The sequence below is a fragment of the Sphingomonas faeni genome, from assembly GCF_040407505.1.
In the GTDB taxonomy this organism is placed as follows: Bacteria; Pseudomonadota; Alphaproteobacteria; order Sphingomonadales; family Sphingomonadaceae; genus Sphingomonas; species Sphingomonas faeni_E.
Map to the genome: position 1 here is coordinate 1024671 of NZ_JAPZPQ010000001.1, position 14210 is coordinate 1038880.

The 14210-nt window shown below is 65.4% G+C and carries 8 protein-coding genes; 7 read left to right on the top strand and 1 reads right to left on the bottom strand.

What is annotated here, in order from left to right; genetic code table 11:
* Nucleotides 1-9: 9 nt before the first annotated feature.
* From O6X71_RS04625 to O6X71_RS04650, 6 genes are read left to right on the top strand one after another with little or no spacing between them, the layout of a single operon-like run.
* Entirely contained in the window at nucleotides 10-2961 is a 2952-nt protein-coding gene (locus tag O6X71_RS04625; RefSeq protein ID WP_353464669.1) for a TonB-dependent receptor, read from the top strand.
* 44 nt (nucleotides 2962-3005) lie between these two features.
* Entirely contained in the window at nucleotides 3006-4559 is a 1554-nt protein-coding gene (locus O6X71_RS04630; protein ID WP_353464670.1) for a tryptophan halogenase family protein, read from the top strand.
* On the top strand, nucleotides 4556-6358 hold the full coding sequence (locus tag O6X71_RS04635) for an alpha-amylase family glycosyl hydrolase (RefSeq protein ID WP_353464671.1): 1803 nt from the start codon (nucleotides 4556-4558) through the stop codon (nucleotides 6356-6358). The genes O6X71_RS04630 and O6X71_RS04635 overlap by 4 nt, the downstream gene beginning before the upstream one ends.
* On the top strand, nucleotides 6358-7971 hold the full coding sequence (locus tag O6X71_RS04640) for an alpha-amylase family glycosyl hydrolase (RefSeq protein WP_353464672.1): 1614 nt from the start codon (nucleotides 6358-6360) through the stop codon (nucleotides 7969-7971). Before O6X71_RS04635 ends, O6X71_RS04640 begins: the two co-directional genes overlap by 1 nt.
* Nucleotides 7968-9500, top strand: coding sequence for a tryptophan halogenase family protein (locus tag O6X71_RS04645; protein ID WP_353464673.1), 1533 nt, complete (start codon nucleotides 7968-7970; stop codon nucleotides 9498-9500). Before O6X71_RS04640 ends, O6X71_RS04645 begins: the two co-directional genes overlap by 4 nt.
* The gene (locus tag O6X71_RS04650) at nucleotides 9497-11977 is read left to right on the top strand and encodes a TIM-barrel domain-containing protein (protein ID WP_353464674.1); all 2481 of its coding nucleotides are present in this window, start codon (nucleotides 9497-9499) and stop codon (nucleotides 11975-11977) included. The genes O6X71_RS04645 and O6X71_RS04650 overlap by 4 nt, the downstream gene beginning before the upstream one ends.
* Nucleotides 11978-12319: 342 nt before the next feature.
* Here O6X71_RS04650 and O6X71_RS04655 read toward each other — a convergent pair whose 3' ends face one another.
* Entirely contained in the window at nucleotides 12320-12523 is a 204-nt protein-coding gene (locus O6X71_RS04655) for a DUF5818 domain-containing protein (protein WP_353464675.1), read from the bottom strand.
* Nucleotides 12524-13108: 585 nt separating this feature from the next.
* On the opposite strand from O6X71_RS04655, the gene O6X71_RS04660 reads away from it, so the two are divergent.
* Nucleotides 13109-14125, top strand: coding sequence for an aldo/keto reductase (locus O6X71_RS04660; RefSeq protein ID WP_353464676.1), 1017 nt, complete (start codon nucleotides 13109-13111; stop codon nucleotides 14123-14125).
* Nucleotides 14126-14210: the final 85 nt, after the last annotated feature.

Below are 14210 nucleotides of genomic sequence, written 5' to 3' on the forward strand. Positions count from 1 at the left end.
GGGGTATTCATGAGCAATTTTGCACCGTGCCGCACGCGCGCCACGACCGGCGTTTCCGCGCATAGCCGCCTCGCGCTCCGCGTTAGCGCGACCGCGCTTGCCGCCGCACTGATCCTCCCGGGTCACGCAGCGTTCGCGCAGGCGACGCCGGGCACGGCAAATGCCAATCCGACCGCACCAGCGCAGGTCGACGCGGTCCCGACCGTCGCCGCACCGACCCCGCAGCCCGCCGATGCCGTGCCGCCCGCACCGCAGGAAGATGCCGCGGGCGGTGACGAGATCGTCGTCACCGGTATCCGCGCCGGCCTGGAATCCTCCGCCAAGATCAAGCGCCAGTCTGTGCTGATCGTCGACTCGATCTCGGCCGAAGACGTCGGCAAGCTGCCCGACGTGTCGATCGCGGACTCGCTCGCCCGCCTGCCCGGCGTCACCGCGCAACGCCTTGAAGGCCGCGACCAGCGCCTGTCGATCCGCGGTCTCGGCCCCGATTTCTCAACCACATTGCTCAACGGCCGCGAACAGGTGACGACCGGCGACAACCGCGGCGTCGAGTTCGACCAGTACCCGTCGGAATTCTTCAAGACTGTCAACGTCTACAAGTCGGCGGACGCATCGCTGATCGCCGCCGGCGTCGCCGGTACGGTCGACCTGCGCATGCTGCGACCGCTCGACCAGGCGCACCGCATCATCGCGGTCAGCGCGCGCGCGCAGATGAACGGCATCGACAAGCTGAACCCGGATGGCGATCGCTACGGCTATCGCGCGTCGGCGACCTATGTCGACAAGTTCGCCAACGATACGCTCGGTATCGCGATCGGCGTGTCGGCGACGCAGACGCCGTCGCAGGACGAGCGCTACAACGCGTGGGGCTATAGCGGCGCCGGCACCGCGGCCAGCCCGTTCCTGCTCAACGGCGCCAAGCCGTACGTCCAGTCGAACGAGCTGAAGCGCTACGGCGGCGTCGCGACGATCGAGTGGCAGCCGTCGGACAGCTTCCATTCGACGTTGGACGCGCTGTATTCGCACTTCGAGGAAACGCAGATCCTGCGCGGCATCGAGTTCCCGCTCGCAGGGCAGCTCGCGAGCGCCGGTACGGCTGGCGGAACAACCGCGACCGGGGTGACCGTCGCCGACGGCTTCGCGACGGGCGCGACGTTCGGCAACGTCTTCGCGGTGCAGCGCAACGACTATAACCAGCGCAAGGCGGACAATTTCTCGCTCGGCTGGAACAACGACCTCAAGCTGACCGAGACGGTTCACCTCAACGTCGATGCGAGCTGGAGCCGTGCCAAGCGCACCGACTTCCTGCTCGAGACCAACACCGGCACCGGCTTCGCCAAGAGCGGCGCGGCGGACACCGTCACCGTCAAGCAGAACGGCAACGGCACCTACACCTTCTCGCCGACGCTCGATTACACCAACACAAACATCTTCAAGCTGACCGATCCGCAAGGGTGGGGCAACAACGGCACGCAGCAGGTCGTCCAGTCGGGCTTCCTCAACCGGCCGAGCTTCAAGGACGATCTGAAGTCGCTCCGCGCGAGCCTGAACGGCGAGTTCTCCGACAGCGTCGTCAAGGGCTGGGAAGCCGGCGGCAACTACAGCCAGCGCAAGAAGACCAGCGCGTACACGTCGTACTTCCTGTGCCCGACCGGCGGCGGCACCAACTGCATCGTGGCGAGCAATTCGCCGCTGAGCGGCAACGTGCCGAGCGAAGCACTGCTCGGCTCTAACGTCGCGCTCGATTATCTCGGCATCCCGCAGATGCTGACGCTCGATCCGCTGTATCTCTACAATAATTCGCTCAACGCGGCGTTCGATGGCCGGCCCTCCGCGCTGGTGCGCGACAATGTCGTGCTCGAGAAGGTCTGGACCGGCTACGCCAAGGTCACGATCGACGGCCTGGTCGGCGACAAGCCGCTCAAGGGATCGATCGGTGCGCAGGTGGTGCATTCGGACCAGAGCTCGACCGGCCAGATTGCCAGCGTCGTCGGCGGCGCAGTGACGATCGCACCGGTGACGCAGTCGCTGAAATACACCAACTTCCTGCCGTCGGCGACGATGTCGGTTGAACTGATCCCGCTGGGCTTCGTCAAGGTCGGCGCCTCGCAGACGATGGTCCGTCCGCGTCTCGATCAGGAGCGCGTCACGCAGGATGTCGCGATCAACCTGACCAACATCGGCCAGACGCCCGCCGGGCTGTTCCCGGTGTTCACGTCGACCGGCGGCAACGTCAATCTGAAGCCGTACCAGTCGACCAACATCGATCTGTCGTTCGAGAAGTATTTCAACGGGGGCGGCTATGTCGCGCTCTCGGGTTACTTCAAGCACCTCACCGACTTCGTCGATCCAAACAACTCGCTGCCGTACGACTTCTCGGCGTTGCTGCCTGCGCTGACCGCGGCGCAGCAGGCGCAGGTGATCGCCGCGGGCCAGACGATCGGCAACGTCTCGTCGCCCGCCAATACCGGTCGCGGCGAAGTGCTGGGCGTCGAGGGTACGGTGTCGCTGCCGTTCAAGGCGATCACGTCCGCGCTAGACGGCTTTGGCATCTTCGCGAGCGGCAACTACACGCAGTCGACGATCAAGTATGGCAGCAACCCGACCGAGGCGATCACCCTGCCCGGCCTGTCCAAGTGGACCGGCAGCGGCACGATCTATTTCGAGAAATGGGGCTTCCAGGCGCGCGCCAACTATCGTTACCGCTCCAGCTTCCTCGCCGAGGTCGCGGGCCTGTCCGCCAACCCGACCTATCGCACCGCGCGATCGGAAGGGATCCTGGATGCGCAGATCGGCTATGAGTTCCAGAGCGGTCCGCTTGCGAACTTCGCGATCCTGGCGCAGGCGAAGAACCTGACCGACCGGCCGTTCGTGACCTACCAGAACGACGACCCGCGCCAGGTGATCGACTATCAGCGCTATGGTCGCGACTACTATGTCGGCATCACCTATAAGTTCTGATGTCGATGGCGGGGCGGTTGACGCCGCCCCGCATTTGCCCCGCGATGGCGGCACCTGACGGTTTCGAAGCGGGGACGCGGACGATGGCCAATCACCCTTTGCGTATCGTGATCGCCGGTGGCGGCACCGCCGGCTGGATGGCGGCGGCGACCTTCGCGCGGTTCCTGGAGACGGGATACGAGATCGACCTGATCGAGTCCGACGCGATCGGCACCGTCGGCGTCGGCGAGGCGACGATCCCGCAGATCCATCTGTTCAACGATGCTCTCGGGCTAGACGAGGACGCGTTCCTCCGCGCGACTGGGGGCACGTTCAAGCTCGGGATCGAGTTCGTCGACTGGTTCAAGCCGGGCCATCGCTACATGCATGCGTTCGGCGATATCGGTCGCGATGTCGGCTTGCTGCCGTTCCACCAATATTGGCTCCGCGCGCGGTCGCTCGGGCTGGCTGGCGATCTCGGTGCCTATTCGCTGAACACGCATGCGGCGCTTGCCGAGCGCATGCAGCGCGGCCCCGCCCGCACGTCGCGCGTGCTGCCGTCGATGCCGTACGCCTACCATTTCGATGCCGGACTCTATGCGCGGTACCTGCGGCGCTATTCCGAAACCCGCGGCGTCAACCGGATCGAGGGCAAGATCGTCCGCGTCGCGCGAGACGGCGAGAGCGGCGACGTCTCCGGCCTCGTGCTGGAGAACGGCACTACCGTCGCCGCCGACCTGTATATCGACTGCACCGGGTTTCGCGGGCTGCTGATCGAGGAGGCGCTCGGCACCGGGTACGAGGACTGGACGCACTGGCTGCCGTGCGACCGCGCGATCGCGGTACCGTCGGCGCGCAGCGAAAAGTTCACGCCGTACACGCGATCGACCGCGCATGCCGCCGGCTGGCAGTGGCGGATCCCGTTGCAGCATCGGACCGGTAACGGCGTGGTGTTCTCCAGCGCGCATATGAGCGAGGACGAGGCGACAGCGACCTTGCTCAGCGGACTCGATACGCCGGCGATGGCCGATCCGCGGACGATCGCGTTCCGCACCGGCCGGCGCAAGCGGATGTGGAACCGCAACGTCGTCGCGCTCGGGCTCGCCGCCGGGTTCATGGAACCGCTCGAATCGACCAGCATCCACCTGATCCAGTCGGCGATCGCGCGCCTTCTCAAGCTGTTGCCCGGCCGCGTCATCGCCGACGCCGATCGCACCGAGTTCAACCGCCAGAGCGACTTCGAATACGAACGTATCCGCGACTTCATCATCCTCCACTACAAGGCGACGGCGCGCGACGACACGCCGTTCTGGCGCCAGTGCCGCGACATGGCGGTGCCCGACACGCTCGCCGCGAAGATCGACCTGTGGCGCGGCAACGGACACATCGTCCGCGAGCATGAGGAGCTGTTCACCGAAGTCGGCTGGCTTCAGGTGCTGGCGGGACAAGGCATCATGCCGGCGGGCCACCACCCGCTGGCCGACGCGATATCGACGAGCGACCTGGGGGAATTCATGGACACGATCGACAAGCTGAACGCGCGCGAGGCGGGCCAGATGCAGGATCACGCCGCGTTCGTCGCGCAACATTGCGCGTCACCGGCAGGGCTCGGCGCATGAGCATTTCCGCCGCCATCCTGCTCGCGCTGTCCGGCGCGGCCGCCGCGCCGCCCGCCGACTATCGCGCGCGTGCGCCGCAGGACGAGGTCATCTATTTCGTCCTGCCCGACCGGTTCGAGAACGCCGATCCCTCCAACGATCGCGGTGGGATCGCCGGCGATCGGCTGAAGACCGGCTATGATCCGACCGCGAAGGGCTTCTATCACGGCGGCGACCTGAAGGGCCTGACCAAACGGCTCGACTATATCCAGCATCTCGGCGCGACCGCGATCTGGCTCGGACCGATCTTCAAGAACAAGGCGGTGCAGGGTTCCCAGGGCCACGAATCCGCTGGCTATCACGGATACTGGATCACCGACTTCACGCAGGTCGACCCGCATCTCGGCACCAACGCCGACATGACCGCCTTCGTCGACGCGGCCCACGCGCGCGGGATGAAGGTGTATATGGACATCATCATCAACCACACCGCAGACGTGATCCAGTACCGCGAATGCGCGGTCGGCATGCCCTGCCCGTACCGCGATCGCGCGACCTATCCGTACCAGCGCAAGGGCGGCGTCGGCGGCAAGGCGATCAATCCGGGGTTCGTCGGCGACGGTGTCCAGACCGTGGCGAACTTCGCCAGGCTGACGGACACGACCTATGCCTACACGCCGTACGTACCCGCCGCCGAGCGCAATATTAAGGTGCCGGCGTGGCTCAACGACCCGATCTATTACCATAATCGCGGCGACACGACTTTCATGAACGAGAGCTCGACGATGGGCGACTTCTCGGGGCTCGACGACGTGATGACGGAGAACCCGCGCGTCGTGAGCGGGATGATCGACATCTTCGGATCATGGGTCGACCGGTTCAAGGTCGACGGCTTCCGCATCGATACCGCGCGCCACGTGAACCCCCAATTCTGGGCGCAGTTCGTGCCGGCGATGCTGACGCGGGCGCAGGCGAACGGCATCCCGAACTTCCACATCTTCGGCGAGGTCTCCGACCACGAGATCCGCCCCGCGGTGCTCGCGCAGCATACGATCGTCGACAAGCTACCCGCGGTGCTAGACTTCGCGTTCCGCCAGGCGGTGGTCGAGACGGTCGCGGGTACGCGCGGCACCGATGCGTTCGAGGCGTTGTTCGACGGTGACGCGCTGTATGCAAAGGGGGTCGATACCGCGGCGATCCTGCCGACCTTCACCGGCAACCACGACGACGGCCGCTTCGCCACCTACGTGCGGAAGGCATTCCCGCAGGCGTCCGACGATGAGGTGCTGAAGCGAGTCCTGCTGTCGAACGCGATGCTGCTGACGTTGCGCGGCGTGCCGACGATCTATTCGGGTGACGAGCAGGGCTTCGTCGGCGACGGCAACGACCAGGACGCGCGGGAGGACATGTTCGCGTCGAAGGTGGCGATCTACAACGACAATCGCCTGCTCGGCACGACCAAGACGACCGCGACCGCGAGCTTCGGCGAGACCAATCCGCTGTTCCGCCAGATCGCCGAGCTGTCGAGGGTTCGCGTCGCGCATCCGGCGCTTACGCGTGGCCGGACGGTCATTCGCAGCCGTAGCGAAACGCCGGGCCTGCTCGCCGTTTCGCGCTTCGATCCGACGACGGGTGCGGAAACCCTGATGGCGTTCAACACCTCGGCCAAGCCGATCACACAGGCGGTGCAGGTCGAGACGGGTTCCACCCGCTTCACTACGCTCGCCGGCACATGCGCGCCCCGCGCTGCCGCCCCCGGCAGTGTCACACTAACCCTGCCCGCGTTCGGCTACGCCGTCTGCGCCGCGGAGACTCGTTGATGCCTGCACGATTGCCTGAGTCCGTTGCCGACCACCCGTGGTGGAAGGGTGCGACGATCTACCAGATCTATCCCCGTAGTTTCGCGGACTCGAACGACGACGGGATCGGCGACCTGCCGGGTATTACCGCGCATCTCGACTATGTCGCCAGCCTCGGCGTCGACGCGGTGTGGCTGTCGCCGTTCTTCACCTCGCCAATGAAGGATTTCGGCTACGACGTGTCGGATTACCGCGACGTTGATCCGATCTTCGGCACGCTCGCCGATTTCGACGCGCTGATCGCGCGCGCGCATGCGCTGGGCCTCAAGATCATCATCGACCAGGTCTATTCGCACACCTCGGAAGAGCATGACTGGTTCCGCCGGAGCCGCGCGTCGCGCAGCGGCGACAAGGCGGACTGGTATGTCTGGGCGGATGCCAAGCCCGACGGCACGCCGCCATCGAACTGGCAGTCGGTGTTCGGCGGCCCCGCCTGGACCTGGGACGCGCGACGCGGCCAATATTACATGCACAATTTCCTCAAGGACCAGCCGCAGCTCAATGGGCACAACCCCGCGGTGCAGGACGAGCTGATCGCAACCGCGCGGTTCTGGCTCGATCGCGGCGTCGACGGCTTCCGCCTCGATGCGATCAACTTCGCGATGCATGACCCGGCGCTGACCGACAATCCGCCCGCACCGGCGACCAATCGCGCACGCACGCGGTCGTTCGATTTCCAGCAGAAGCTGCACAACCAGAGCCATCCGGACATCGTCGGCTTCATCGAGCGGATCCGCGCGCTACTCGACGAATATGGCGCCGGGTTCACCGTGGCCGAAGTCGGCGGCGACGACAGCGACCGCGAGATGAAGCTGTTCACCGGCGGCAATGGCCGGCTCAACAGCGCGTACGGGTTCGACTTCCTGTACGCGGACCGTTTGACGCCCGAGCTGATCGTCGATGCGGTCGGCAACTGGCCCGATACGCCGGGTCTCGGCTGGCCGAGCTGGGCGTTCGAGAACCACGACGCGCCGCGCGCGGTGTCGCGCTGGACCACGCCCGACCAGCGCGAGGCGTTCGCGCGGATGAAGATCCTGCTGCTCGTCGCGCTGCGCGGCAACATCTTCCTGTACCAGGGCGAGGAGCTTGGCCTGACGCAGGTCGACATCGCGTTCGACGACCTCCTCGACCCGGAGGCGATCGCGAACTGGCCGCTCACCTTGTCCCGAGACGGCGCGCGTACGCCGATGCCGTGGATCGGCGCGGCGCCCGATCTCGGGTTCGGCAGCACCGAGCCTTGGCTGCCATTCGGCGAGGATCACCGCGCGATCGCGGTCGACGCGCAGGAGGCGGACGCCACATCGCTGCTGCATTGGACGCGGGCGCTGATCGCTGCGCGGAAAGCGCATCCGGCGTTGCGGTTGGGTAGCTTGCGGATCGTCCACAGCGACGACGCGGTGATCGCTTTCGAGCGTGAGTCCGAGAACGAAACGCTGCTCTGCGTGTTCAATCTCGGCGATGACGCGCGCGATTGGCCGACCGGCATCGCGACCGATGGCAACATGCTGTTCGCGACCGACGGCGCCGACACGACGACGCTGCCGCCGCTGTCCGGGCTGGTGTTGCGGCGGTGATCGACGGGCTCGGCCAGCACATCGTCATCCTCGGCGGGGGCACCGCCGGGTGGATGACTGCGTGCCTGATCGCGCATCGCTGGCGGGATCGCAGCGTCCGCGTGACGTTGGTCGAAAGCCCGGAGATCGGCATCGTCGGCGTCGGCGAAGGATCGACGCCGCAGTTGAAGCACTTCTTCGACACGCTCGGTATCGCCGAAGCCGAGTGGATGCCGGCGTGCGACGCGACCTACAAGCTTGGGATCGGCTTCGAGGGCTGGTCCGACCGCGCCGGGTACGAGCGCTATTTCCACCCCTTCCCCACCGCGCTCGACGGCCACACCGCGCCGCAGTTCTTCTACAACGCACGGGCAAGGCGGACCGGCCGCGATGTCGACGCGCACCCCGACCAATTCCTGCTCCCCGCCCGCCTGGCCGCAGCGCACTGCGCGCCGCAGCCAGCCGACAACTTCCCGTTCGAGGTCAGCTACGGCTATCATTTCGACGCGTACAAGGTCGGGGCGTTCCTCGCTGCGCACGCGATCGAGACGCTGGGCGTCGTCCATCTCCAGCGCCGTATCGTCAGCGTCGAGCGCACCCAATCCGGCAACGTCGCCGCGCTGATAGATACCGATGGCGAGCGTATCGCAGGCGACTCCTTCGTCGATGCCAGCGGGTTCCGCAGCACGATCTTTGGCGCGCTGGAAATGCCGTTCGTCAGCTACGCCGACGCACTGTTCAACGACCGCGCGGTAGTGATGCCGACCGCGCACGCGCCCGGCGCGCCGATCCCCAGCCAGACGCGCGCGACCGCGTTGTCGGCCGGCTGGGCGTGGCACATCCCGCTGACCAGCCGAAACGGCAACGGCTACGTCTACTCCAGTCGCCACCTGACCGAAGCACAGGCCGAAGCGGAGTTGCGCGCACAAATCGGCGTCGAGGCTGGCGAAGCGCGTCACCTCAGGATGCGCGTCGGCCGCGTCCGCGACAGCTGGTCGCACAACGCGCTCGCGGTCGGGCTCGCGCAAGGCTTTCTCGAACCGCTCGAGGCAACCGCGCTGCATCTCGTCATCGCCACCGTCGAAGCGTTCCTCGACATGGTCGATCAGGGCGGCGCTACCGACGCGGTCCGCACCGCGTTCAACACGCGCATCGCCGCACGCTACGACGGCGTCCGCGACTACATCGTCGCGCATTACCGGCTGAACCAGCGCCACGACGATCCGACCGGCTATTGGGCGGAAGCGCGCGGTATCGAAGCCCTATCCGACGACCTGAAGATGCTGATGTCGACCTGGTTCACCGGCGCGGACATGGTCGCGGCGATCGACCGCGCCGGGCTCGGCCGCTATTATTCCGCGATCAGCTGGCACTGCCTGTTCGCGGGCTACGGCACCTTTCCAGATGCCGTGCGGCTGATCCCGCCCGGCATCGACATCGATCCCATCGACCTACCGAAGATCGACGATTTCCTGACCCGTTGCGCATCGAATTTCGGGTCGCACGCCTCTCGCCTCCGCGCCGCCGCGGACCACAAGGATCACGTATGAAACGCATCGCCCTCCTGCTCGCCGCCACCGCTGGCCTGTGCAGTGTGCCCGTCCAAGCGCAGACGACCACGCTCGCCGCCCCCACGCTCACCCCGCGCAATGATGGTGTCGAGGTTCGTGCGGGCGCGACGACCATGCGGATCACCGCGATGACCGACGGCCTCGTCCGCGTGCGCGTCGCCAAGAACGGCGCGTTCGCCGAGGATGCGAGCTGGGCGGTGACGGCGGCGACCCGCAAGCAGACCGCAAAGGTGAGCGCAGCCCCCGACGGCTTCACTACCGCCAGCGTTCGTGTACGGATCGGTGCCGGCGGCGCGATCACCTTCGAGACGCTCGACGGCAAGATCATCTCCGCCGACGCCGCGCCGGTCGCGACCGACGGCAAGGCGTTCACGATCACGAAGACGCTGCCGATCGCCGAGCATTTCTACGGCCTCGGCGACAAGACGCAGGGGCTCGACCGGCGCGGCCACGGCTTCGTCGACTGGAACACCGACGCGTTCGGGTTCAGCAGCGCGGACGATCCGATCTACAAGTCGATTCCGTTCTTCATCGGGACCGGCGGTGCGGGCGGCAGCTACGGCATCCTGCTCGACAACACGTATCGCACCTGGTTCGACTTCGGCCACCGCGATGCCGAGACGCTCTCGTTCGGCGGCCCCGACGGTCCGATCGACTATTACTTCATCGCCGGTCCATCGATGGCCGAGGTCACGCGCCGCTATGCCGACCTGACGGGCCACGCGCCGCTCGCGCCGAAATGGGCGCTCGGCTATCAGCAGTCGCGCTACAGCTATGGCAGCGCCGACGAGGTTCGCCAGATCGCCGCCCGCCTGCGCAGCGATCGCGTACCGACCGACGTCATCTGGCTCGACATCGGCTATCAGGATCGCAACCGCCCCTTCACCACCGACGCCAAGACCTTCCCCGACCTTCCCAAGCTCGCCACCGAAATGAAGGCGGATGGGATCAAGCTAGTCGCGATCACAGACCTCCACATCGCCGCGGTCGAGCAGGGCTACGCGCCCTACCAGAGCGGGATGAAGGCCGACGCGTTCATCAAGAACGCCGATGGCAGCCCCTATGTCGCGCCAGTATGGCCCGGCCCGTCGGTGTTCCCCGACTTCACCAAGACCGCCGCGCGGACTTGGTGGGGGCAGCAGTATAAGGGGTTCCTCGACGCCGGGATCGCAGGATTCTGGAACGACATGAACGAGCCGGCGATCTTCGAGACGCCGACCAAGACGATGCCGCTCGACACCCGCCACCGCATCGACAGCGATGATTTCTCGGTCCGCATCACCGATCACCGCGAGGCGCACAACGTCTACGGCATGCTCAACACGCGCGCTACGTATGACGGCCTGCTCAAGCTGCGCCCCGACGAGCGCCCGTTCGTGATGACCCGTGCGAGCTATGCCGGCGGGCAGCGTTATGCGGTCACCTGGACCGGCGACAACAGCGCGACCTGGGATCACCTGAAGCTGTCGGTCCAGCAGATCATCAACCTCGGCCTGTCCGGCTTCGGCTACAGCGCCGCCGACGTCAGCGGCTTCGCAGGCGGCCCGAGCCCCGATCTGCTCACGCGCTGGACCGAGATCGGCGCGTTCACGCCGGTGTTCCGCAACCATTCGGCGACCGGCACGCCGCGCGTCGAGCCCTGGGTCGATGGCCCCGACCATCTCGCGATCCGCCGCCGCTTCATCGAGGAGCGTTATCGCCTGATGCCGTATTTCTACGCACTGGCGGACCAGAACGCGCGGTTCGGCGATCCGATCATGCGCCCGGTGTTCTACGATTACCCGGCCGCCGCGACCGCGTCGTGCGACCAGTCGATGGCGTTCACGCTCGGCAAGTCGCTGCTGATCGCGCCGCCGCCCAAGCCCGAGTCCCCGCAGACCTACGACGTCTGCCTCCCCGCGGGCGGCTGGTACGACTATTGGACCGGGCAGCGTGTCGGCACGCCAGAGCCCGCCGCCGCAGGTCCGATCCAGTCCGCGACGCAAGCCGTGCCGACCACGCGCACGCTGGGCGACCGCGTGACCGAGACGCCTCGGCTCGATCGCCTGCCCGTGTTCGTCCGCGCCGGCACGATCCTGCCCCGCCAGCCCCTGGTCCAGAGCACGAGCGAAACCCCGAACGGCCCGCTGCGGCTCGACGTCTATCCCGGCGCGGATTGCCAGGGCACGCTCTACGAGGATGACGGCCGCACGCTGGCGTACACCCGCCGCGGCTATTTTCGCCAGACGGTGCGCTGCACGATCACGCCGACCGGCCTGTCGATCGACTTCGCCACGCCCGAGGGTGGGTTCAAGCCTTGGTGGAAGACCATCGCGGTTACCGTCCACGGTCGGACCGGCACCGGCGTTGCCAACTTCAAGGGCAAGTCATTGGCAGTCGCCCTAAACGCGGAAGCTGGCACAGCGACCTTCGTCGTACCAACAACAACAACCGGTAGCGTGTTGCTAACTGAATAAAGCAAATCGGCCCCGAGCCTTGGCTTTTTAACAGTGACGAGTTTGCATCGTTTAATCTAAAGTCGATGCAGACTCGATCATGATGAAATGCAGAGACGACGGCTTCGTCTTTTTGTAGATAAGCTGAAACGCTTGCTATCGAACACCACCAACCAGTCCGCTCTCATGTGCCATCATTGGAAACAGCGCGGATTGGTTGGAGAGCGAATCCCTGCATCTGGTCATTCGCTTGGCTTGGAGTGTATTGATGCAAGCTACCCCGAGGTAACGTTGGTCAGGCCTGACTAAAACGGTTCTTGCGATCATCGACGGACGCATAATGCGATGGGTCGAAGCGACGGGTCAGGCGGGAGCAACGCCATCTGCATTCACGAGGTCTGCGCCAACCAGCGTACCGATCAGACGAACCCGCTTCTCGACCAGATCGACCGGCGTCCGATGAAGCTCAAGCTGATAGCGGCCACCCAGATCACGCCGCAGATAGAACGCGCCGCCATCACGCAGCAGCGTGCCGGTCTCGTCGACCCTGGAACCGATTATCGTCACACACTGATCCTCTTGTCGGGCATATGCCGCCAACCTGGAGCGGCGTTCCTTGCATTTCGTAATGATTGAAACAAGATAACGCCTGCTCCACACGAGAATATGCGGTCAGCAAGGCATATGCACAATTACTCGCGCTGGTCGGAATCGTGAATGCCTCACGTTGCTGCTCGCACCTCGTCCGGAAGACGGATAGATCGCCAGATACGTCGTATGAATCAGCGCGCCGCTCATGGCCGGGCGCGTCAGCCCGATCGCTGCCGCAACGCAAGGGTCGACTGGGGTATCGAGAACAGGTCGGCTAACGGCTTCTGCATTCAGACGCGGGAAACGCAAAATAATATGCTCGCGGAGACGAGCCCACCATCGTCCCGAAGCCGATATTGGACGTCCTTGGGCAGAATCTATGGCCTCGTCTACGTCGCCCGCAACCGGAAAGTGTCGCAACGGCTTCCGTCAAACGACAATTCCGACAAAGTCCCGCTGGTTGCAGATGCCGGCATCGCGCATACATCCCCACGACTGCTATAGGTTGCGCGCCGCCTCCCGCCCGGACTTGGGCTCAACTTCCCGAAAAGGACATCGATCATGGCCATCAACGATGTTCTCGCCGACAAGCTCGGCTTCGGTGCCGCACCGCTCGGCAACATGTTCCGCGACATCCCACAGGACGAGGCGCTGGCGACGGTCCAGGCGGCCTGGGATGACGGTATCCGCTATTACGACAACGCACCATTCTATGGCGCCGGTCTCGCCGAACTGAGGATGGGCGAGGCGCTCGCGGACAAACCGCGCAACGACTACGTCATCAGCACCAAAGTCGGCCGGGTCATCCTGGACGAATTCGAAGACGTCAGCGCACGGCAGCAGGGCGAAAAAGCCGGCGTGTTCGCGCACGGCCGCGCCAACACCGTGGTCAACGACTATTCCTACGACGCCACGTTGCGCTCGATCGAGGGTAGTCTCGAACGCCTGCGCACCGACCATATCGAGATCGCCTTCGTCCACGACCTTGCCCGCGATTTCTGGGGCGATGAATGGATCGGACGGTTCGAAGAGGCTCGCACGGGAGCTTTCCGCGCACTCGACCGCCTGCGCGACGAAGGCGTGATCAAGGCGTGGGGTCTCGGCGTCAATCTATGCGAACCGATCGAAACGTTGCTTGATCTGGAAGAGCCGCGACCGGACGCGTTTCTACTCGCCGGGCGCTACACCCTACTCGACCATAGCCGCGCGCTCCAGCGTGTCATGCCGTTGGTCGCCGAGCGCAACCTCGGTGTAGTCGTCGGTGGGCCGTACAGTTCGGGCGTGCTCGTCGGCGGCCCCAACTTCGAATATGCCCCAGCCACGCCCGCCATCCTCGACAAAGTAGCTCGGATCAAGACCATAGCGGATCGTCACGGCGTCACTATGAAAGCTGCCGGTCTTCAGTTCTCGCTGGCGAACCCGGCGGTAGCGGCCGTCATTCCTGGCGCGAGCCAGCCAAGCCGGATCGCCGAAGACCGGGCAGCGCTGACAGAAGTCATACCCTCTGCGTTCTGGCACGATCTCCGTCATGCCGGTCTGGTCGATCCCGCGGCGCCTCTTCCGGAAATGACTGACTAACGGGCCATGTTATCTGGATGAGTCGGCTAGTTACATGGCCGCGAACGTCAGCGTCATGATCAAGCCCGGATATGCGTCCGATGCC